19 protein-coding genes and 1 pseudogene are annotated in these 22,114 nt (G+C 52.8%); 10 read left to right on the forward strand and 10 right to left on the reverse strand.

Annotated elements, in window-relative coordinates; genetic code table 11:
- Positions 1 to 4: 4 nt before the first annotated feature.
- The 4 genes from ACR0C3_RS02550 to ACR0C3_RS02565 form a co-directional block, all read right to left on the reverse strand.
- A complete protein-coding gene (locus tag ACR0C3_RS02550; protein WP_142634770.1) occupies positions 5 to 1,627 on the reverse strand; it encodes a TRAP transporter large permease in 1,623 nt (540 codons plus the stop codon).
- Positions 1,627 to 2,469, reverse strand: a complete 843-nt coding sequence (locus tag ACR0C3_RS02555; protein WP_170558357.1) for a TRAP transporter small permease subunit — start codon at positions 2,467 to 2,469, stop codon at positions 1,627 to 1,629. Before ACR0C3_RS02555 ends, ACR0C3_RS02550 begins: the two co-directional genes overlap by 1 nt.
- A 16-nt stretch (positions 2,470 to 2,485) precedes the next feature.
- Complete coding sequence (locus tag ACR0C3_RS02560) at positions 2,486 to 3,655, reverse strand: mandelate racemase/muconate lactonizing enzyme family protein (RefSeq protein WP_480756998.1); 1,170 nt, start codon at positions 3,653 to 3,655, stop codon at positions 2,486 to 2,488.
- A 79-nt stretch (positions 3,656 to 3,734) separates the two neighbouring features.
- Entirely contained in the window at positions 3,735 to 4,748 is a 1,014-nt protein-coding gene (locus ACR0C3_RS02565) for a TRAP transporter substrate-binding protein (protein ID WP_170376099.1), read from the reverse strand.
- Between the two features lie 198 nt (positions 4,749 to 4,946).
- On the opposite strand from ACR0C3_RS02565, the gene ACR0C3_RS02570 reads away from it, so the two are divergent.
- Entirely contained in the window at positions 4,947 to 5,597 is a 651-nt protein-coding gene (locus tag ACR0C3_RS02570; protein WP_480757000.1) for a GntR family transcriptional regulator, read from the forward strand.
- Here the strand turns inward: ACR0C3_RS02570 and denD are convergent.
- Together denD and ACR0C3_RS02580 are read right to left on the reverse strand one after the other, a co-directional pair.
- Positions 5,594 to 6,562, reverse strand: coding sequence for a D-erythronate dehydrogenase (gene denD, locus ACR0C3_RS02575; RefSeq protein ID WP_480757002.1), 969 nt, complete (start codon positions 6,560 to 6,562; stop codon positions 5,594 to 5,596). The two genes, ACR0C3_RS02570 and denD, sit on opposite strands and share 4 nt — an antisense overlap.
- The gene (locus ACR0C3_RS02580; RefSeq protein WP_480757003.1) at positions 6,559 to 7,443 is read right to left on the reverse strand and encodes an NAD(P)-dependent oxidoreductase; all 885 of its coding nucleotides are present in this window, start codon (positions 7,441 to 7,443) and stop codon (positions 6,559 to 6,561) included. The genes denD and ACR0C3_RS02580 overlap by 4 nt, the downstream gene beginning before the upstream one ends.
- A gap of 189 nt (positions 7,444 to 7,632) precedes the next feature.
- On the opposite strand from ACR0C3_RS02580, the gene ACR0C3_RS02585 reads away from it, so the two are divergent.
- The 5 genes from ACR0C3_RS02585 to ACR0C3_RS02605 are packed head-to-tail and all read left to right on the forward strand — an operon-like array spanning position 7,633 to position 12,456.
- Positions 7,633 to 8,280 carry an SDR family oxidoreductase gene (locus tag ACR0C3_RS02585; RefSeq protein ID WP_170551831.1) on the forward strand — a complete coding sequence of 216 codons (648 nt, stop codon included), beginning with the start codon at positions 7,633 to 7,635 and terminating at the stop codon, positions 8,278 to 8,280.
- Positions 8,277 to 10,073 carry an IlvD/Edd family dehydratase gene (locus ACR0C3_RS02590; protein ID WP_170642371.1) on the forward strand — a complete coding sequence of 599 codons (1,797 nt, stop codon included), beginning with the start codon at positions 8,277 to 8,279 and terminating at the stop codon, positions 10,071 to 10,073. The genes ACR0C3_RS02585 and ACR0C3_RS02590 overlap by 4 nt, the downstream gene beginning before the upstream one ends.
- Before the next feature lie 11 nt (positions 10,074 to 10,084).
- Positions 10,085 to 10,933 carry a fumarylacetoacetate hydrolase family protein gene (locus ACR0C3_RS02595; RefSeq protein WP_480757004.1) on the forward strand — a complete coding sequence of 283 codons (849 nt, stop codon included), beginning with the start codon at positions 10,085 to 10,087 and terminating at the stop codon, positions 10,931 to 10,933.
- Complete coding sequence (locus ACR0C3_RS02600) at positions 10,926 to 11,849, forward strand: 2-hydroxyacid dehydrogenase (protein WP_480757006.1); 924 nt, start codon at positions 10,926 to 10,928, stop codon at positions 11,847 to 11,849. Before ACR0C3_RS02595 ends, ACR0C3_RS02600 begins: the two co-directional genes overlap by 8 nt.
- Positions 11,850 to 11,865: 16 nt before the next feature.
- A complete protein-coding gene (locus ACR0C3_RS02605) occupies positions 11,866 to 12,456 on the forward strand; it encodes a LysE family translocator (RefSeq protein WP_480757008.1) in 591 nt (196 codons plus the stop codon).
- Positions 12,457 to 12,504: 48 nt separating this feature from the next.
- Here the strand turns inward: ACR0C3_RS02605 and ACR0C3_RS02610 are convergent, their stop codons facing one another.
- On the reverse strand, positions 12,505 to 13,272 hold the full coding sequence (locus ACR0C3_RS02610; RefSeq protein ID WP_480757010.1) for an SDR family oxidoreductase: 768 nt from the start codon (positions 13,270 to 13,272) through the stop codon (positions 12,505 to 12,507).
- A gap of 69 nt (positions 13,273 to 13,341) precedes the next feature.
- Between ACR0C3_RS02610 and ACR0C3_RS02615 the strand changes: the two genes are divergently transcribed.
- Both ACR0C3_RS02615 and ACR0C3_RS02620 read left to right on the forward strand, forming a co-directional pair.
- On the forward strand, positions 13,342 to 14,400 hold the full coding sequence (locus ACR0C3_RS02615; RefSeq protein ID WP_480757012.1) for an L-idonate 5-dehydrogenase: 1,059 nt from the start codon (positions 13,342 to 13,344) through the stop codon (positions 14,398 to 14,400).
- Entirely contained in the window at positions 14,393 to 15,214 is an 822-nt protein-coding gene (locus ACR0C3_RS02620) for a phytanoyl-CoA dioxygenase family protein (RefSeq protein WP_480757013.1), read from the forward strand. The genes ACR0C3_RS02615 and ACR0C3_RS02620 overlap by 8 nt, the downstream gene beginning before the upstream one ends.
- 185 nt (positions 15,215 to 15,399) lie before the next feature.
- Here ACR0C3_RS02620 and ACR0C3_RS02625 read toward each other — a convergent pair whose 3' ends face one another.
- Positions 15,400 to 16,098, reverse strand: a complete 699-nt coding sequence (locus ACR0C3_RS02625) for a GntR family transcriptional regulator (RefSeq protein WP_480757014.1) — start codon at positions 16,096 to 16,098, stop codon at positions 15,400 to 15,402.
- Between the two features lie 138 nt (positions 16,099 to 16,236).
- Here ACR0C3_RS02625 and ACR0C3_RS02630 point away from each other — a divergent pair.
- Positions 16,237 to 16,904, forward strand: a pseudogene (locus ACR0C3_RS02630) (IS6 family transposase).
- Between the two features lie 95 nt (positions 16,905 to 16,999).
- Here ACR0C3_RS02630 and ACR0C3_RS02635 read toward each other — a convergent pair.
- On the reverse strand, positions 17,000 to 17,257 hold the full coding sequence (locus ACR0C3_RS02635) for a DUF4242 domain-containing protein (RefSeq protein WP_170376838.1): 258 nt from the start codon (positions 17,255 to 17,257) through the stop codon (positions 17,000 to 17,002).
- Positions 17,258 to 17,284: 27 nt separating this feature from the next.
- A complete protein-coding gene (locus ACR0C3_RS02640) occupies positions 17,285 to 20,884 on the reverse strand; it encodes an adenylate/guanylate cyclase domain-containing protein (RefSeq protein WP_480757015.1) in 3,600 nt (1,199 codons plus the stop codon).
- 604 nt (positions 20,885 to 21,488) lie between these two features.
- On the opposite strand from ACR0C3_RS02640, the gene ACR0C3_RS02645 reads away from it, so the two are divergent.
- On the forward strand, positions 21,489 to 22,109 hold the full coding sequence (locus ACR0C3_RS02645) for a hypothetical protein (RefSeq protein ID WP_480757017.1): 621 nt from the start codon (positions 21,489 to 21,491) through the stop codon (positions 22,107 to 22,109).
- The last annotated feature ends 5 nt before the right edge of the window (positions 22,110 to 22,114 follow it).

Raw genomic sequence — 22,114 nt, forward strand, 5'->3', positions numbered from 1 at the left:
GACCTCACAACAGTAGCGCGATGATGCCCGGCCAGATCAGAAGAACGGAAAGCGCCAGCAACTGGATCCCGATGAACGGCAGGAAGCCGCGGAAGATATCCGTCAGACTGATATGCGGCGGGGCAACCGACTTCAGGTAGAACGCCGCCGGGCCAAAAGGGGGCGAGAGGAAGCTGACCTGCATGTTCATACAGAACACGACGCCGAACCAGATGGCGACATGACTCGGCTCCAACTGGCCAAAAACTCCGATTTCTTCGATAGGAAGGCGCAGGACGATCGGCAGAAAGACCGGAATGATTAACAGCACAATGCCGACCCAATCCATGAACGCGCCCATGAACAGCAAGATCAGCATCATCACCAGAATGACCAGCATAGTCGGCAGCTCCTGGCCGACGATAAGGTCGGCCACGTATTGGGGCCCGCCAGCAATTGTGTAGGCACCCGCCAGCGCGGCGGCCCCGATCGTAACCCAGATGATGGTGCCTGTGGATTTTAGCGTTCGCATCAAGCTGTCCCAAACCAGCTCGAACGATCCTTCGCCCCGCAGGATGGCGATGATCAGAACAGCAAAGGCGCCCATACCAGCAGCCTCGGTGATGCCTGTGATCCCGCCATAGATCGAGCCGAGCACGACGCCGATGACGACCAGCGGCGCAACGAGGCCTTTGCCCATTTCCCACCCGATTTTAGCGCGCTCCCTGCCAAAGACGAAGAAGATCAGCAGAAGGGCAACGATCGTGATACCGGCAAACCAGGGCAGGTAGTCAGCCGTTCCCAGCCTCGCGGGCTCGCCCTGACTGGCAGCGTTTGATCCGGAAAGCTCGAAGAACGCAGCCCGGATAAACAGAACAGTGGAAAATCCTGCGACGACGATGCTCATGAAGGCCCCAAACAGTTTGCGTTTTTCAGCCGGTTCGGGGTCGTTCGGGTCCGGCTCCGGCAGCGGAGCGTGATGAGGATTCAACTGCGTGCGGATGATTATGTACAGGATGATCATCGAGGCCAGCATGAAGCCGGGAATGAAAGACGCGGTGAACAGCGACTTGATCGAGGTTTCGGTGATCAGCCCATAGATGATCAAAACGATCGAGGGCGGGATCATAGTGCCTAGCGACCCTGAGGCGCAGATGACACCGATCGCGAGGTTCTGATCGTAGCCGAGGCGCAGCATCTGGGGCAGGGCGATAAGGCCCAGCAGGACAACTTCACCGCCGATGATACCGGACATGGCCGCCATGATCACGGCCATGATCGAGGTCACGATTGCGATGCCGCCGCGTGTTCTGGACAGCCAGACATTCAGCGACGAATACATGTCACGCGCGATCCCGGACCGCTCTAGCAGCGACGCCATGAAGATAAACAATGGCACTGATATGAGCACGTAGTCCGTTAAGAGCCCGTATATCTTCTGCGCCAGGATATAGAGTGGCCCAGTGCCTGGCCGACCGGTGAGAACCCCGTCGCCGAATGAAAATGGGTTCAAAAGCAGCGTCGGTTCAAACTTCAGGACAAGAACCAGAACTGCAAGGGAGGCCGAGGCTAGACCCAAGGGCATTCCGATCGCCAGAAGCACGATCAGGGCGACCATCAGGATGAGTGAGATTGTTCCAATATCCATCAGTCTTGTCCCACCGCTCGTTTGATCATTTCAATTTCGTCTTCGTCCGGTTCATCTGTGTGGATTTCCGGTTCTTTGTTCCAATCCGCGATTAAGTTCAAAATTGCTTGCATTGCGACGAGCGTAATCACGATCAGCACCATCGGCTGCAACGTCGCCGGGATCGGAGGATTGAAGGCAGAGCCATAAAGCTCCCATTTATAGAGCTTGTTGACGAACACCTGTTTGTAGCTGCCGTAGACCAAAAAGAAGGCAAACAGCACGATCAGTATTGTCGAAACCGTATCAAAAACGCGTTGAAGCCATCGTGGAACTGCGTCGTACAGCAGGAATATTCGAATGTGACTGCGTTGCTGCATGGCGTAGTAACCAGACATCAAAAACACAAAGCTGGCGAACCAGAGTGTCATTTCGTTGGCCCACTCGGTCGGCTTTTCCAGGATATAGCGCATGAAGACTTCGTAGAGCATGACGACAGTCATGATTGCGATCATCATCATCGTCACTCGGCCTATGAACAGGGCGAAACGATCCATAACCGTCGTGCCTTCGAACTCCATCGTCGCTGGGCGCACGGTCTTGGTACCAATCACTGCAAGAAACGGGAGAAGGACGAGCGCGGCCACGTCGATGATGTCGACATACCCCCCGAACACGCCAGACAATTCGGGCGTGATGTCGCTGCGCAGATATATTTCTGTTACCTGACTTTTCAGGGATTCAGAGGTGTACGGCAGCCAATCCAATAGGAATGCAGGGAGATGCCAAACAAGCCAACTGGCCGTCGCGACGAAGGCCAACGGTATGAGCCATTCAATTGGTCCGCCTGAATTCTTGTGCATCGCGTAACCCTCGTCCCTATCCTTCGATCCTGTAGTGATCGATAAAGTCTCGATCCGGCTCGACACCCAGTCCGGGGCCAGTCGGGATCATGACACGGCCGTTATTGGCCTTGACCTGATTTTGAATTTCCAGCGGTACGGTCAGCAGGTCGTCCCTAAACTTGTTGTCCGTTGTGTCGAACTCCAGCATCGGCTCCCATGGGTGCAAGCCGCCCGGAATCGCGGGCATGGCCGCCAGTAAATGCAGATTTGTTGCGACAGCGATGGCGCTACCCCAGACGTGATTCACGACCGGTGTGAAATGTGCGTGGCATAGGGCCAGTACCCTGAGATACTCTGAAACACCGCCCAAAGCGCAAACTTCTGGCTGCGCTATATCTATTCCGCGATTTTCAAGAAGACTGCGCCAGGCCCAGCGATTGAATACCGTCTCACCGCCCGAGATGTTGACCTTCAGCGAAGTGCGCAATTCGCGGTATCCGTCCATGTCTTCTGGCGCGACGGGTTCTTCGAACCAATATGCGTCCAGTTCTTCCAGCGCCCGACCAACAAAAAATGCATCCGAGGTCGTATAGGCATGGTTTGCATCGACCATAAATGGAAAGTCATTACCAACCCCGCGTCGAACTGCTTCGCACAGCTTCACGTCAGGCTTCGGGCCAAAGCCCGTTTTCATTTTGGTGGCGGTAAATCCCATCTCCTTGATCTTTGCGGCTTCATCCTCAAAACGGCTGGCCAGATTGGCAATCGGTTCATCCCGAAGCATCATGCCGTAGCCGTAGCAAGGAACGCTTGTGCGATGCGCGCCTCCGACAAGCTTATGTAGGGGGAGGTCAGAGATTTTGCCGGTGATGTCCCAAAGTGCAATGTCCACCCCGGACAAAGCCTGTATTGGCATTCCGCTTTGGCCATGGTCTCGCAAAAGGTTGTACACCTTGTGCCAGATCACGTCTTTGTCCAAAGGGTCCATGCCAAGGACCATTGGCTGGATGACCTTTTCCAGGATGGATTTGTTGGCAATGGCTACGTTTCCAGGGCCAAAGCACTCCCCCCAACCAGTTACCCCTTCATCTGTCTGAATCTCGACCAGATGGGTTGTGCGCTTGTCGTAGTACTGTTGCGAGTAGCCCAGAACTTCCGGCATGTCGTACTGCAGTACGTGACTTATTATTCTGGTGATTTTCATGAAGCTCTGGATCCCGGCGCCGAACCGGAGAGGCCGCAAGCGCGGCCTTTCCGTGTGTCGTAAGTCGGTCGCAGCCTGATTACTGCATTGCGCCCAGGTCACGCAGGAAGTTGATGTGGCTTTCCAGCAGCGCCTGTGCTTCAGGGGTCGTTGCGAACTCAGTCCAACCGACTTGAACGGCCGCGCGATAGGCTGCCAGATCTTCAGGCGTCCATTCGTACAACTGAACACCCTTTGCTTTCAGGTCTTTTGCAGTCTGAGCGTTTTGCACTTCGTTGATGGTGGCGTTATGCAATGCCAAGCTATCCATTGCGACTTCCATGATCTTCTTATGGTGCGCAGGCATCGCTTCCCAAACGTCTTTGCGACAGGCGAGGTGATCTGCGGGCATCGAGTGGAAACCGGGATAGTTTGTGTGACCTGCGATCTCGTACAGACCCAGACCAACGTTGTTCGTCAGGTTCGCAGCATCCGCACCATCAATGATGCCGGTTTCCAATGCCGTGAAGATTTCGTTGAAGTCCATCACGATCGGAGAAGCGCCAAGTTCCGCGAACACCTTGGTTGCAAGGCCTGGAGGCGAGCGGAACTTCCAATCCTTGAAGTCTTCCACTTTTGCAATCGGCTTTGTCGAAGAAAGCGACTCCGGCCCGGGAATCCACCATCCGATGAATTCCATGTCGTAGCCGTTGTATAGATCATTTACAGCTTCTCTTCCGCCGCCATGAAGAAGCCAGGCCATTTGCTGATAGGGGTTCTGATACCCACCGAGCAGGTCGCCCGCGAACTGGAAGGCCGGATTTTTACCGGTCTGATAGCCGCCACCCGTCATGTCGCAATCCAGAATTCCGGTAGCTGCGGCGTCGAAGGTTTCAACTGATTTGACCACCGAAGAGGAATAGAACATTTCAACTTCGATTTCGCCGTTCGACATTTCCTGAATGTCTTCAACGAATTTTGCAGCCATCTGGCCAGACAGAGTTTCGGGCGAAAAATGGGTTTGAATTCTAAGCTTCGTGGTTTCAGCCATCGCGAAACCAGCTGCCATTGTCGTGGCTACGGCCGCCACGGCCGCTGTCTTGACTATTTTCATGTTGTCCTCCCAGACGTTGAGCGTTGCGCGGAGAGGGAGATCTTGCCGCCTCCTTTGCCGTCACGCAGATAAACGTTAAGCCGACGAATCGAATGCAACAAGAAGAATTTGAAATTTCTAAAAATTTCGAGATTCTTGCGTAAAGTCAAAAATAGGCTTAGGACCCTACTTGGACAAAATTTGAAGGCGCATACCGGGATGAAAGAAGAAGTCGATATTTATCAAAATCTTAAGATGCGCCTGATCTCGAATGGATTCGAGCATGGAGCCAAGGTGCGGGCCGAAGAATTACGTAAAGAGTATGGCTGTTCTGCGAGTGCAGTTCGCGAAGTCCTTTTTCGATTGTCCGCTGTAGGGTTGGTGGACTTTCAGGAACAAAAGGGTTTCCGCGTGCCAATGCGTTCGCCGCAGAAGCTTATCGAATTGACACATGTCCGTGTTTTGTTGGAGGCCGAAGGTACCGCAATGTCGATCCGTAGTGGCGGGGTGGATTGGGAAGCAAGACTAACGGCCGCGCATCACAAACTCAGTCATATCGAAAAACGCATTCATGCCACGGACGACCCGAGCGGCCTTATCGAGATATGGTTTGCATCGGAGAAGGAGTTTCACCAAACGCTTATTTCTGCCTGTGGCTCGGAAACCTTAAAACAAATGCATGGCCGAGTTTACGCGCAATTCAGACAGCAGTTGATGGTGGCTGACAGGAACTTTGAGTTCATTTCTCAGAACATAAGACACCATGCCGATATACTTGAGGCAGCATTGTCAGGGGATGAGCAGCTAACACGAGAGAAAATTCACGATCATCTGAAACGCCACCTAACTGGAAAGACGATGGGCGACTAGCGCCGAAAATCGTCTTCCAAATACACCTGAATGATTTCGTCGAAGCTTGATTCCGCCTCGAACCCCAACTCCACAGCGCGATCCGTTTGAAAGTCGCGGGGCCAATTCTTGACTATTCGTTCGATTGCCTCGTCGGGTTCTCGCCTGACAAGGCCAACTGCATCTTGACCGGCCACGGCGCGCAACGCCTCGATTTGTTCGGCGACGGTGCAACTTACGCCCGGCATGTTCAAGGCGCGTCTGTCATTCAAAAGCTGCGTGTCCATCGTTGCTGCATGGGTTAAAAAAGTCGCAGCGGCGCGGGGGCTGGCGTGCCAGTGGCGAACAGTTTCGGCAACTGGCAAGATAGCCTCATCCCCATTCAATGGCTCTCTAACTATACCTGAAAAGAAGGACGAAGCGGCAGCGTTCGCTTTGCCTGGGCGTACACACAAAGTGGGCAAGCGCAAGGAAATACCGTCGATATATCCTTTCCTGCTGAAATCCGTAATCATCAATTCAGAGGCCGCTTTCTGCGCTCCGTAACTGGTTAAAGGTGCCGAGAGGAACTCATCGCTTATCTTGTCGGGGTACGGTGCCCCGAAAACCGCTATCGATGAGGCAAAAACGAGACGAGGCGTGTACTCGCCTTCTGATGCCTCGTGTTCATCTCTGAGTGCGTTTAGCAGTGCCCAGGTTGCCATAAGGTTGACATCCCAGCCCAACGCAAAGTCAGTTTCAGCTTGGCCTGAAACGATAGCTGCAAGGTGAAATATGACGTCCGGGCGCTGAGCTGCAACCGACTTGGCGATGCCTGACGTGGTCAAGTTCCCCTCAATTTGCTTACCTGGCGCACCGTCGAGCGGGAATGAGAGATCGAACAGTGAGAGTTGAGCACCTGCTCCAAAAATTTCTTGGGTCGAAACGCGTTGGGCCAGTTTCTGGCCCAGCATTCCTCCACCGCCTATAACAAGGATCCGCGTCACAGCATTCCGTTCCGTTTTTTGAGTTCCAGATACAAAGCCGAATGATCCAGCTCGGCGCCATCCATTTCGTTTATCAGAAATTCGAAACGGTCACGCACAGATTGGGTGCTGGGTAGGTCAATTCCAAGGCTGCGCGCTTCTTCTAGCGTGTTGTCCAAATCCTTTAATTGAAACTTAGACAATCCTCCGGGTACAAAATTTCCATCAGACATGCGTTCGCCATGTTGTTGTAAGATAATGCTATCCGCAAACCCCCCCTTCAGTGCGGCCCTCAACGCGGTGGGGTCTGCACCGCCTTGTTGAGCCAGCAATGTCGCTTCGGCGACAGCCGATATTGTCACAGCGACAATTGTTTGATTGGCCAATTTGCATAGTTGACCGGAACCACTTGGGCCAACATGCACAGGACGCCCCATTGCTTTCAGAACCGCTCGCACGCGCTCCATAACGTCCTGATCGCCACCGACCATGATCGCAAGGGTGCCAGCTTCGGCCCCTTTGGTGCCACCGGAAACCGGGGCGTCCAGATGCTGCACCCCCATCAAGGACAATTGCTCGGATTGCTCTCTGGCATGTTCGGGTTTGGCGCTGGACATATCAATCCAGATCATCCCTGGTTTGAGTTGTTCGCGGAAAGCCTCGTCAGAAAGTAGCGCGCGGGTCGCGTATCCGTCCGAGAGCATCGTTATTATTACGTCTGCACGCGAAATCGCCAGCGGGGCAGTTTCCGCCAACGTCGCGCCTTCTGCTGTCAACGGTTTTGCCTTTTCCAAGCTGCGGTTCCATACAGTGAGCGGAAATTCGGCGCGCAAAATATTCCGCGCCATGGGAGCTCCCATCAGGCCAGTTCCCAACAGAGCCACTTTGAACTGTTTGCTCATCATCTATGTCCTTCCCAAGGTGCGCCACGCATGGTTATGGCCAAACCAAAATCTCTGTCATACGCTAACGGCTCTGGGCCCACATGCCAGAAGTCGTTGCGAAACCGCCAAGGTTTCTTTGCTTCTCGGTTGATCTGCGGAACGAAATAGCACTTGTTCAGCCGCCACTTTAAGAGTTGGAATACTTATATGTTAGAAAGGGTTAAGGAGGAGCAAGGACTAGTCACAGCCGCCGTACAAGTGATCGGAACTGCAAGCACGGATGAATTGGCAAGAAAGGGTTCGAAAGTCTATGCGGCGGCTATAAACTCCGAAAATCTAAATTCGATTCGCGGCCGGAATCTCGAAAATCCCGCAATTTTCGAGAAGGATGTGGGGAAGTATAACAGTGTTCGTCATGGGGTCGCGCGATTGAAGTCAGTTGTTTTGTCCAATCGCGACGGGTTCGTGCATCACGGAACTATTCTGGATGCAACGGATGGTGAATGGGATTTCGCCATGGACCTCAATCTGCACTCTATGATGCATACGACGAAGGTTGCCGTTGTTGGGGTGACGAAATTGGTGACCATGGATTTCATAGTGCGAGAAATCCGGCGCAATTGTACTTGCCCTGGAACAGTCGAGAGTCCCAACAGGCGTGACCGCGTAGATGCGCTGGGAGAGCAGCTGGGCAGCAGAGAAGAAGCCTTTGCACAATTTGTGGCGCGCCAGCCTACGGGTCGTGTAGCGAAAGCAAAGGAGATTGCTGCATATGTCGTCTATCCGGCGTGCGGTGAGAGTGCATTCACCACAGGACATACACATAAAATTGACGGAGGTTGGTCAGCCCAATGACAAAAGTATCGATGGACGATCTGCGATCTCGCAAGTGGTTTATGAATTCCGAGAACCTTGAGATGACTGCATTGTATCTGGAAAGATACCTGAATTACGGGTTGACCCGTGCGGAGCTGCAATCAGGCAAACCGATCATTGGCATTGCTCAAACCGGCAGTGATTTGAGCCCCTGCAATCGGCATCACATCGAGTTGTCCAAACGCGTTCGCGACGGAATCATCGCCGCCGGGGGAACGTGCATCGAAATACCAGTCCACCCGATACAAGAAACCGGTAAACGGCCAACGGCATCGCTTGACCGCAATCTGGCTTATCTCTCATTGGTTGAGAGTCTATTCGGATATCCGATTGACGGCGTTGTTCTGAACATTGGTTGTGACAAGACCACGCCCGCACTTCTTATGGCCGCTGCGACTGTCAACATCCCAGCGATTGCCTTGTCAGTTGGTCCAATGCTGAACGGTTGGTGGAAAGGTGAACGCGCCGGATCGGGCACGGTTATTTGGAAAGCGCGCGAAGACCTTGCGGCTGACGAAATCGACACCGATGAGTTCATGGAAATCGCAGCCGCCGCAGCACCTTCGGTGGGGTATTGCAATACGATGGGAACAGCAACGACCATGAATTCGCTTGCTGAAGCCTTGGGTATGCAATTGCCCGGATCAGCAGCCGTACCAGCCCCGTATAGAGAGCGCGGTCAAATCAGTTATGAAACCGGCAGACGTATTGTGGACATGGTCTGGGAAGATCTGCGCCCCAGCGATGTGATGACACGTCAGGCTTTTGAGAATGCGATTGTTGTCAACTCTGCGATTGGTGGATCGACGAACGCGCCGATCCACCTGAATGCAATCGCCCGGCATCTTGGTGTTCCATTGAACAACGATGACTGGCAGAAGCTTGGCCACGACGTTCCTCTGTTGGTTAATATGCAGCCTGCGGGTGAATATCTGGGCGAAGACTACCAACAGGCCGGGGGTGTTCCCGCCGTTGTCGGCGAGCTTCTGGATGCTGGATTGCTGCCGCATCCCGATGCGATAACGGTGAACGGCAAGACAATGGGCAATAATTGCTCGGCGCGCCGGTCGCTGAATAGCGAAGTAATCAAGCCCGTCGGTAGCCCGGTTAAGCAACAGGCGGGGTTCATCAATCTCTCGGGCAACCTGTTCGAAAGCGCGATTATGAAGACATCTGTGATTTCCAAGGCATTTCGAGAGACCTACCTGTCGAACCCGGATGATCCCAATGCATTTGAGGGCAGGGCAGTTGTGTTTGATGGGCCTGAGGACTTTCACCATCGGATCGATGATCCCGCAGAAAACATCGACGCAAACTGTATTCTGATTATGCGTGGAGCAGGGCCAAAAGGATACCCGGGTGCCGCAGAGGTCGTGAATATGCGTCCGCCCGCATATTTGATAAAGCAAGGCATCGAAGCCCTTCCTTGCATCGGTGATGGACGGCAATCCGGTACATCAGGAAGTCCGTCTATCCTGAACGCCTCACCCGAAGCTGCAGAGGGTGGTGGGTTAGCCTTGGTGCGAAATGGCGACCGACTGCGCATCGATCTTGGCAAAGGCACAGCAGATATGCTGGTTTCGCTCGAAGAGCTGCATGAACGCGCCCGCGACCTGGAGGCAAGTGGCGGGTATGCAATGCCGCCCAACCAATCCCCGTGGCAGGAAATATTCCGCGAAAAGGTAGATCGCCTGGATCGCGGTATGACGCTCAAGGGTGCAGAAAACTACCGCGATATCGCGCGAGGCTTCATGCCACGCGATAACCACTAAAAGGAACAGAAATGAAACTTGTTCGTTACGGAGCCGAGGGCTCGGAAAAGCCGGCCCTGGTCGACTCTGAGGGTCAATTGCGGGATCTGTCCGCTCATATCAATGATATCACGGGTGACGTGCTGGATGACGGAACGCTTGATAATTTGCGCTCATTGGATCCGAACAACCTGCCAATTGTAGAGGGTGACCCTCGTATCGCACCCTGTGTCGGTGAAATTGGTAAGTTTCTTTGCATCGGTTTGAACTACTCGGACCATGCTGCAGAAACCGGCGCAGATATTCCCGCGCATCCGATACTTTTTTTCAAGGCTAACTCAGCGGTCATTGGGGCATATGACGATGTTGTCATGCCGCGAGGATCTACACACACCGACTGGGAATGCGAACTGGGTGTCGTCATCGGCAAGACCGCCAAATACGTTTCCAAGGCCAACGCGCTCCAGCATGTTGCGGGCTATTGCATCGTAAACGATGTGTCGGAAAGACATTTTCAAACTCAACTGACCGGTCAATGGACCAAAGGCAAGTCTTGCGACACATTCGGCCCTACTGGTCCTTGGCTAGTTACCCGGGATGAGGTGCCAGATCCCCAAAACCTTGGCATGTCACTGGATGTAAACGGTCAGCGCATGCAAACCGGGAATACTGCCACGATGATCTTTTCCGTTGCCGAGATCATTGAGCATCTAAGCCAACTATTCACACTGTACCCCGGTGACGTCATTTCAACTGGAACGCCGCCCGGTGTTGGAATGGGGATCAATCCGGAACCCATTTACCTAAAAAAGGGCGACGTGATGGAGCTTCGCATCGATGGGCTTGGTGTTCAGCGGCAAAAGGTCGGCCAAGATGACTGACTTGTTGCAAATCGGAGGGATCACTGAACGGATGCGAGAGCGCCTGTCCGCAGCGTTCGAAATTCATCAATTGGACGATTTCAACGCGGAAAATGTTACGCATATCGTTACGAACGGGCACGATGGTGTTCCGCATGACCTGATGACATCACTCAGTAATCTGAAGATGATCAGTGTTTATGGGGTCGGCTACGACGCCGTCGACGCGAACGCCGCGGCTGAGCGTGGGATTGTTGTGACGCACACACCCAATGTGTTGAACAAAGAAGTCGCAACAACCGCCGTTCTGCTATTGCTGTCATGTTACCGAGAACTCATACGTGACGATGACTACGTTCGGTCCGGACGGTGGGAAGTTGAAGGCAATGCCCCTTTGACGCGGTCTGCGGACAATCAAAAAATAGGCATTCTTGGTCTTGGTCGCATTGGTCAGGCGATCGTTGATAAGTTGGAGCCGTGGGCCCCCGAAATCTCTTATCACACTCGCAATCAGAAGGATGTCCCATACCGGTATTTCGACAATTTGGTTGAAATGGCAGAACATGTGGACGTCCTCATATGCATCACGCCCGGTGGTCCGTCGACGAATAAGCTGGTCAACGCTGAGGTGCTGCGCGCGTTGGGGGCAGGCGGCACTTTAATAAACGTTAGCCGAGGTTCGGTCGTCGACGAAACTGCCCTAATTAATGCATTGCAAAACGGCGAGCTTGGGTGGGCGGGGCTTGATGTTTTTGAGGACGAACCGCGTGTTCCAAAAGCATTGCGCGAGCTGTCCAATGTCACTCTGCTCCCTCACGCTGGTAGCGCGACTATTGAGACGCGAGCAGCAATGGGTGACCTAACTGTCGACAATCTGCTGCAACACATTAAGGACGGAACGGTGATCACAGCTGTGCCAGAATGCAGAAATCTGTAACGGGCTGATCTGAAAAGTGTTTGAGTTTGCTGTTGCGGTTTTCTTTCTGCTGATTACGCCGGGCCCAGGTGTTTTGACAACTGCGGGTATTGGATCAGCATTTGGTTTTCGAGCTGGACTCGCTTTTGTGGCCGGTTTGATGCTGGGCGGGTTCATCAACATGATGTTGGTTGTCTCTGGAGTCGCTGCCGTAGCTTTGGCGATACCGGTGCTTAGAACTTTCCTTCTATTTGCCTCTGTCGGGTACTTGGGGTTTCTCGCCTGGCGTATTGCAAGCGCTGGCTCAAAGGTCGGGTTTTCCCCAGCGGCCTCACCACTTGGTTTTGCGAACGGTCTGACACTTCAGTTCATTAATCCCAAGGCTTACGTGGTTGGCACAGCATTGTTTTCAGGGTTTGCCTTTTTGCCGGATGCGCCCGTTTGGGAGGTCGTCATAAAAATCATAGTTTTCAATATGATTTGGGTGCCAGTGCACATGATCTGGTTGGGTGCCGGCGCAAAGCTGGGCAGCCTTGATTTAAGCGAGAGATCGCATCAAAGGATCAACTTTGCGATGGCGGCTTCGTTGATGGTTGTTGTGGTGATTGCATTGGCGTCGGCGCTATAGACGGCATCTACCGTCAGTCGCGCTTAGAAGACGATTGAGCGCCACAAATCAAAGTGACGCCGTTATTCCACCATCAACGTAGAGAGTATGTCCATTGACGAAACTGGATGCGGGGGACGCAAGGAAAATGGCGGCACCGACAAGTTCTTCTACATTGCCCCAGCGACCGGCTGGGGTACGTTTCTCGAGCCATGCACTGAACTCTGGGTCAGCAACCAATGCGGCGTTCAAAGGTGTATCGAAATATCCAGGCGCAATTGCATTGCAGTTCAGGCCATACTTGGCCCAATCAGTTGCCATTCCTTTTGTCAGGTTGGTTACAGCACCTTTTGTTGCCGTGTAGGGCGCAATACCTGGTCGTGCCAATGCGGATTGCACCGACGCGATGTTGATGATCTTACCTGACTTTCTTTCAATCATGTGCCGTGCCACAGCCTGACCGACGTGAAAGACGGACGCGACATTTGTCTGTAGCAGGCGCTCGAACGCATCAGCGGGGAAATCCTGTAGCTCCGTCCTATGTTGCATTCCGGCATTGTTTATCAGGATGTCTATGGGACCGACGTTCTCTTCAAAACTGTCCACGGCAGATCGGACACCTTCGTGATCGGTTGCATCGAACGAAAGTTCGCGTACCGAGGCGCCTGTCTCACTCAACTCGGACGCTGCTGCCGCTAGTTTAGCAGTGTCGCGCCCGTTCAAAACGACCTGCGCACCGGCGGCAGCCAAGCCACGAGCCAACGCAAATCCAATGCCCTGGCTAGAGCCTGTTACCAGTGCGCGCGTTCCCTTTAGGTTGAACATTTCAAGCGTCATGCAAAAATTCCTTGGTTGTCAGCACCGACTATCCGTATCTTTTGGCAATCTGTATAGGGAGTCCGTGCAATGTCTTCGGCCAGTGTTGCTGTTGTTATCCATGCCGCAAAAGATCTGAGGTTGGAAAACCGGGCCGTTCACGACGTGGGGCCAGACGAAGTCTTGATTGCCATGCGCGCGGGTGGGATTTGCGGCTCTGACCTGCATTATTACAACCACGGTGGTTTTGGTGCGATCAAGCTGCGTCAGCCGATGGTGCTAGGACATGAAGTCGCCGGGGAAATCGTGAAAGTTGGGTCAAGCGTGCAGGGGCTACACCTAGGTCAACTGGTTGCAGTTTCTCCATCCCGCCCTTGCCAAGCCTGCACTTATTGTCTGAACGGTGAGCAAAACCACTGTCTTGATATGAAGTTTTATGGCAGCGCGATGCCGTTCCCACACATCCAAGGCGCTTTTCAAAGCAAACTCGTGGCGAAGGCCAGTCAATGCGTTCCGGCAGATGGGTTGAGCCCTGCGCAGGCTGCTATGGCCGAACCTCTGGCGGTCTGTTTGCATGCGATTAAACAAGCTGGGAACCTCCTCGGTAAAACGGTACTTATCACGGGATGCGGTCCGATCGGCTGCCTCACGATCTTGGTGGCGCGTCGTTCTGGGGCGGCCAGAATAGTGGCGACAGATATCTCGAACTGGACACTTGCTCTGGCGCGTGAATGCGGGGCAGACGACGTCATCAACACCTACGCCGATCCGGAAAAATTGGAGCAGTTTGAAAAGGACAAGGGCCAGGTTGATGTCCAACTGGAGTGTTCCGGGGCTCAATCGGCTCTGGCTTCTGGCGTCGCATGCTTGCGACCAGGTGGAACATTGGTTCAGCTTGGTCTGGGCGGAGATATGACAGTTCCGATGCAGGCGTTGACTGCAAAAGAGATAGTGCTTCGCGGGTCTTTCCGTTTCCATTCCGAGTTCTCAGTCGCGGTCGAGATGATGCGAAGCGGACTAATAAATGTCGACCAGTTGGTGACGCATTCCTTCGAGGTTAGCGAGGCCGTCACTGCTTTCGAGGTTGCGTCTGATCGAAGCCAATCAATGAAGGTGCAGTTAACCTTTCCGGATAGTGACAATGGATAGACGAACGCGTGATATTGCAAAGACTTATGAAAGAGATGGTTTCGTAGCTCCGCTGGATATCCTGACAGCTTCTGAGGTCCAAACGCTGCGCGATGATTTTGAGAATGCGGAGCGCATTCTCAGAGACGACCCAGAGAAACTCAAGCTTCTATATTCGTATCCGGACAGGCTGATACAATCATTCGATGCACTTCTTCGCCATCCGAAGCTGATTGAGGCTGCTTCAACGGTGTTAGGGTCGGACCTCATGGTTTGGAGCGGTGCACTTTTCGTAAAAGAAGCGCGGTCACCGAAAATAGTCTCGTGGCACCAGGACTTGACCTATTGGGGCTTAGACGATGCTGAAGAGGTTACTTGTTGGGTTGCGATTTCAGAAGCGTCTGAGCAAAGCGGGTGTATGAAGTTTATTCCTGGCAGCCACAAAAGCCGTATCGTGCCTCACGTGGACACCTTCAACGAAAACAATTTGTTGTCACGTGGGCAGGAAATCGCAGTCGATGTGAACGAAGGAGATGCAGTCGCTGCCGAATTGCGTGCTGGGCAGGCGTCCATGCATCACGGGCATCTTTTCCACGCGTCAGGGCCCAATAACACAGACGATAGACGCATCGGTGCGGCGTTGCGTTTCATAAAACCCTCAATGAAACAGCAAAACGGCGTGAAAACTTTGGTTGCGCTAGTCGCTGGGCGAGATGATTTTGGGCATTTCTCAGTTGCGTCTTCCCCTCAGGGCTTTTTGCATGAGGAGGACTTCGTTGTGTGTCAAAGGGATGCAGACCGCAAAAAACAAATACTCTTCGCAGGAGTAAAGTGACGCCCCTTGGCAAACTCAGAACCATTGTTCCATCGGCCCGGAAGCCGACCTAAATCCCGAAAACTAGTGGATATTCAAAAGTTCTCGTCGCAGCTCAGCCTTTCCTCCATTGGGCGAAAAGTTGTAGAAGAAGTTTACGGCAAGCTCGAAATCAAGATAGTCACTGCAAGGTATCTGTTTAGTTCTTAATTTGCGCTTGTCGCGCTCAGCGCCTCTTCCTTTGTTTTGACCTTTTCAGTTACTTCGCTCCAATATGAACCACTTTTTTTGTCAATGTGGTTTTCCAATACTTTGAAAGCATTTTGGAAATCACCCTGTTTCACTGACTCGACGAGTTCAATGTGCTGCTTGTGGGATCTCGACATATGCCGAGGGTGACTGCCCAACCTGTTGCGCACGGCTGAGACTTTCAAAGCTATTGTCTGATAGGCGTCGTTGAGGAACCTATTGTTTGCGCAATCGAAAATACATTGGTGGAATATAGTGTCCTGACGAAGGTATTCCGCATCATTTCCGGAATCTCTTGCCAGATTCATTTCTTGAACACATTCCTCCAGTTCGGCGTGGAGCCTATTGCCGTCGGATTGCATAGCGTATTTTAACGCAGCGGTTTCGAGACAAACGCGCGCATCGATTAGTTTGTCGAGTTCGTCGGGTTCAAGATCAAATACGAATGATCCACGTTGGGGTTCGACGACCAATAGCCCTTCCATTTCAAGTCTGTTGATTGCTTCGCGTACCGGCGTTCGGCTAACTTCCAGTTCTTTGGCAATTTTAGCTTCCGAAAGCTGTTCTCCTAGATCGAACTCGCCGTTTACAATGCGTTCTTTCAGGTTTTCAGCTACTAATTCGGTTAATGATTTTGGGCGGTTGAATAGAGCCATTTCGCTTCCCCTATCAGGACTGTATCAACCGAAACATTGGCATTCAATGTGTTAGGGTCAGGACGTAACGACTATTGCGCGGTCTTGTCAGATTAACTTTGCTTGAGCGGGACAGGGCGGTTACCTAACTTTTTACCCATAACCAGACCTGTCTCTTTCAAGTACCTCAAGACCAGCCCCGAGATAATCCGCCTTGCTGTGATGCTGCACATCCGTTTCCTGCTTTCGCTTCGCAATTTCGAAGATTTGCTGCACCAGCGAGGCATCGACGTGAACTGAGAAACTGTCCGATATTTGTGGAACAGGTTTGGCCCGGTGTTTGCTTCTGTGATCTGAAGAAAGAGTGTTCAGCAGCTACGCGCGTTCGCAAATGGAAGCGGCATTAACTTTGGCGGGCCGTTGATCACGAAGGCAAGGTGCTGGAAGCCGTTGTTATCATAGGCCGACACAAAGCTGCAGCGTTGAAATTCCTCAAGAAATTGATAAAGCAACACAGTAGAGCGGAAACCATGGTCACGAACCGCTTCGCATCGTATCGGGCCGCGCTCAGAGAGCGAGGAGCCACTGAAAAACAACAGACCTGCGCTTGGCTGAATAACCGCGTCGAGAACTCGCACCTCCCGTTACGACGGCGCCAACGCGCGATGCAGCGTTTAAGGCGCATGCGAAATTTGCAGAAATACGCCTCCGTCTGCTCATCTGTCTATAGCCGCTTAAACCAAGATAGATCGTTCGCTAGCAGAGGTACCCACAATCTGAAAAATGCCACCGCTTTCACCGAGTGGCGTCAACTTTGTTCTGGGTAGGTTCTCGGTTTCCGCGGGAAACTGAGACTGGTTCGGATTTGTCTGAAGGCACCCCCTCGCAGGGGCTTCGCGGAACTAGGTAAAATAGATGCTGATCAGGCGAAAATTGCCGGATCAATCCGATCCACAGGCGTTATGACATCGGCGGGAATGTTCAGGCGTTCGGCCGCCTTTCTCAGGCTTTCCTCGTCCGGGGCTTCGTACAAGCAGTAGGTTTTGCGCTTGTCTGCGCTGAGAAACGAAAAAATCCACTCGACGCCGACTTCGTCATTGATCTCTTTGATGTGAATCTTGTCATCGTCTGTGACGTTGAGCTGCTCGGCGAAATTTCTTTCAATTATGTACCTTGGCATAAAGTCCCCCAAACCAGATTAATTAGCTTAACTCGCTACTCCTTCGAGCTTTGATCTGAGGGAAACCATACTCAATTTCTGTGAAATTGCCAACGCTTCCCCTTCCAGTTGAAACGCCTGTTCCACATCATTCTGGCGCCCGCGCCGTCTTAGTGCAGTTGCATATGCCGCCTTGCTGTGCGCGACCCAAGGGGGGCATTTCATGCGCGTGTCAAGTTCTATGGCCTTCTCGAACATCTTCTCAGCGGCATCCCAGTCCTTCAGAACCGTAGCCAGACGTCCGAGGCGTCGCGCTGCTGCGCCGGTGCACACTGTAGTGGCCCCAGCGGTGATCGTCAGGTCTTCATAAGGAGCAAGCATGCCATAGAGCGTCTTGGCGTGTTCCTGATGCTCAATGGCGACACATATGTCAGTCAGATAGGACAATGTCGTTGAATACATGGCGTCGGGGGGAAGATCAAAGCCATTGGCAGCCATTTCATTCAGTATTCGTTCGGCGGGTTCTTTGTATCCAAGTTCTGCAGCGATAAGACCAAAGCCGGGCTTCCATGAAATGTCTTCGGGGCTGTCTGTCATCAGTTTCTTAATCACAGGCGCAACTTCGTGCAGTCGGTTTTGCTCGCGGCGGATCGTGAACATCTGAACTCCAAAGACGCCCTCAACATGTTCCCCATGGGTCTTTCGACCAATCTTCACCGCCTCTGTGGCGTGTTTCTCAGCTTGCTCAAAATCGCCGTCCATAATTGCAACCATGGCGCGTGCGTGTTTCTGAACCCAATAGAGTTGCAGATGATTGTCCTTTTCCGAAATTTCGGTAAGCAAACCCAAAGAATGGTCCATCAATTCACGGTCGGCCATCTCGGCGCCTACAAACAAGCTCAGAGTACGGTCCCGCCCTTGGTCGATACTTCCAAGATGCTCGGCCACACCGTGCATCGCCTCCAGATTTTCACGCCAATGGCGGGCTTCTCTCCCCTTACGCGCAACGAATGGGGCCCCAAAATGCATCATCATTACCGAGAACTGGGATTTATAGTCTCCGAGTTTTGCGGCCAACTCCATGGACTGCTGGCCGAAACGCGCACCTTCGGAAAACTGACCGACGAACATGTGCGCGCGCGCGAGTTGGCTCATCAATCTGCATCGACGGACTTCATCATCATCGGGCAAATCCTTCAGTGCATTTTCGCAGAGATCGATTGCTTCGTTGTGCCTTTCGCTGGACATCATACATGAGTCTGCGAAATGGTTGGCCGCGTCGGCGGCCAAATCCACATCGTGCACCGCACGGGCCGCATTGGAGGCGTCTTTCAGAACTGCTATCCCTTCAGGCAATTGGCCCAGGCTGTCGTAGCTGCGGCCAACGAGTATTTTGCCTTTGATTAATTCTGTTTTGGAGTTTGAGCTAAGTTTTTCAGCAGCTTGCAGCGTTTCTCTGGCGTTCGTCATCGCCTCTTGGCTGGCAGATCGCGCCAACGCCATTTCTGTAGCAATCTGCCATTTTTCGAACGCGGCCCTCCAATCCTCAGCTTCTGAAAGGTGGCGGGCGACCAGTTCGGGGCGACGCGCGATTTCGGCGGACCTTGTCTGTATCAACGCACTCGCCACATCTGCGTGTTGTTTTTTTCGAGTTGAGCTTAGCATGGACTGATAGGCGGTATCGCGGATAAGGGCATGACGGAATACAAAGTGCCCGCGATTGTGACCGCTTTCGAAGATTATGCCTGTTCGCGAAAGTTCTTCGAGGCAATTGTTGATATCAGAATCTTCAAGACGCATCGCCGCATTCAAAATGCTCGGCTCAAACTCTCTGCCAATAACAGACCCTGTTAGCGCGACCTGTTTTGCCTTAGGCGAAACCGCATCGAGACGCGCCATCAACGCGCCCTTCAAAGACGAGGGTATATGGATTTGCCCTTGCTCACCCGCCTCCACAATCGTTCGCGTCAATTCCTCCACGAACAACGGTACACCATCGGTCTTTTCAATGATTTTAGCAATCAGGGCATCGTCCGGTTTCTTCCCTGTGATATTTTCGACGAGGTGTGAAACATGCGCAGAATCGAACCGACGCAGTACGAGTGACTGAACGTGCGTGTCCCCATCCTCGCGGGCCAATTCCCACCCAGGCCTGTGGGTAATCAGGATCATCAGAGGAAGGTCGCTGGATATCGACTTAAATCGCTCCAACAAGGCTTGTGTGGAAGGATCGATCCAATGCGCATCTTCTACACACAGAACAACGGGGCACACGTCTGATCGCACCTGAACTGTGTGAATCAAAGTTTGAATTGTTATGTCGCGCTGCTCCTGAGGTGACATCTCGAGCACCTTTTGGGCTAGCGCACTACGAGGTGCGACCAACGCTGCGAAGACCGGCAGAACTTGTTCCCAGTCCAGTCCCGGCCGTCTTTCCAGCATCTTCCTGACATGTTCAAGGATCAGATTGTCGTCAAAGTCCGGTTCGACACCTGCGTCCTGGGATATCCGTTGGGCAACGGGATGAAAGGGGCTACTGCTGAGATAAGGAGAACAATTCAGCCTTATGATATCTGCCTGGTCGTTCGCGGTGATATCTGCGAGGAATTCCTCTGTAAGTCGCGATTTCCCAATACCGGCTTCACCGGACAGCAACACAACCTCTCCATGACCATTCTGGGCACGTTGCCATGATTGCAGCAGAATACCCTTTTCGTAGTCCCGGCCGATCATAACACTGTCGACTTCATCGCGATGTGCGGCTCGGAACCGGCTTTCCGCACTACGTTCTGACACCACTTTCAGCAGAGTCCGAGGCTCAGCAAAACCCTTTAGCTCTGTCTTACCAAGAGATTTGTATTCAAAAATCCGATGCAACGCTGTCTCGGTTTCCTCTGCCGACAACACGACCGAGTTTGGTTCCGCAAATTCTTGAATCCGTGCCGCAAGATTGACAACTGGGCCCGTCATGGCCCCTTCTTCATATGTATTTTCACCGATATTATCGCCGACAACGACATCACCACTCGCAATACCCAGCCTTACTGACAAGCGCTCTCCGTCCGGGGTTTTGAGTTCGCTGACGCGATGAACGGCCTCAAGACCGGCTTTGATCGCCCGAATTGCGTGATCTTCGTAGGCCCTCGGCCAGCCAAAAAACACGAGAAGACCGTCGCCCAAGTATTTTGCAACATAGCCACCATATCGACTTACGGCGCCCGCAACGGCGTCTTGGTAGTTCTTTAGCAAGTCCCGCATATCTTCGGGGTCGAAACGATTGGTGAGTTCCGTCGAGCCGACGAGATCGGCAAACAAAACAGTTACGTGGCGCTTCTCCGCAGTGGCGGGCTCACCATGCTTACTTTTGAGTGGATCGTCACTTTGTGAATGGTTTGAGATGGGCGCGTTTACGTTTTCCGGGGGGTGTTCACGGGATGCTTGTGGCGATGAAGTTGCGCGTTGCTGGCCACTTAGCTCTTGCACTGCGGCGAGGATGATCTTGCGGTGGCCAAGGCTCACCCCGAGCTCTTTTAAGTCGTCGTCTGACAGAAGTGGCAAAACACGCGCATCGATATCATTTGCCGCAAAAACATCTGCGTACTGACTCAGTTCGAGATCTTTCAACCACTTTACAATTTCGACCGACATCTTTGGATCATGCTGGGATACGCATCACTAATCAAGAATACGTATTAAAATCGGGATGACCTTTAATGAATAACTCCAGAATACCATTACCTTCGGATCAACCGAATAGGTCGGTTCTTGCCCCAGCATTCTAGAATTGCGCAACTTGCTAATTTGCTGCACGTATTTGATGATTTGTCTTTGAAGAGAGCTGTATCCGCGATGTGCGAGTGCGCGCAGCGCTAGGCCACATTAGCGCAGTGAGCGTCTTCTTTGATGGGCCGCGACGCGGCATACAGACTCAGCAATGTAGGGCAGCTTTGCGCCGCACAAGATGAGCTAACTCGCCAAACCTCTACAGATGCTGTGCTACCTCTGAGGTCGGTTGCGAGTCCACTTTGCCGGATGCTGCATTGCGCAAGAACGCCTGCTCTCGGGAAGCGGGCCAAAAATGATCGCTTTTGACGCCCAAAAGACCGACGAACAATCGCAAAACTCGCTGAGTGACTTGTGACTTGGTCGGCCGCTTTGAGTCAGGAGCGGTGTTTACATTATTATTGTGTGCGAAAGTTTGCATTGCTTTAGTAATTAAAGTTCTCCGTGGTTCCATTGGGAGTTTTTAATAATGCGATTGACGTTTTTGACTGTATGTATTTTTGCTTTGCCAACGCTCGCGGCCGCCGCGGATGTTGGGCAGGAAGCAATTGACGGCTGTATCGACCAATTGCGCGAAGTCGGTGGGCCAGATGGACAAGGTGGCACGGTGCTCTCCACCGAGTTTTCCGAAGCAAACTCGCTTGTCATTTTGCAAGATAGAGGCGAAACAATCTGGCGATGCCTTGTCTCAAACGATGGTCAGGTTGCCGAATTGAGCGTTGCACAAGCCGCAGATGACGGCGGTGGTGCGATGGTGGGCTCTTCTGGCACAGGCGCGCCAAGCACAGAGCGTGTGAAGTTCGCAAGTGGCACTTCCGGTGCGGAGCTGACTGGCTCTCTCCTGCCACAAGAGAACCGGCGATATATCTTGCGTGCGCGTGATGGTCAGTTCCTTTATTTCCGCCTCGCCGCGAACGGACCCGGAATGACCTATGTGATCTATAATCCGGACGGGTCTGTGCTGCTCGACGAAACGGGCGCGGCGCAAGAGTATCGTGGGCAGCTCTGGCAGTCGGGAGATCACGTGATCGAAGTCTACAACACTTCCAACGGTGCACAGTCCTACAACGTGATCTTTGGCATCGAATGACATGA

This window comes from Ruegeria sp. CK3 (assembly GCF_056536565.1).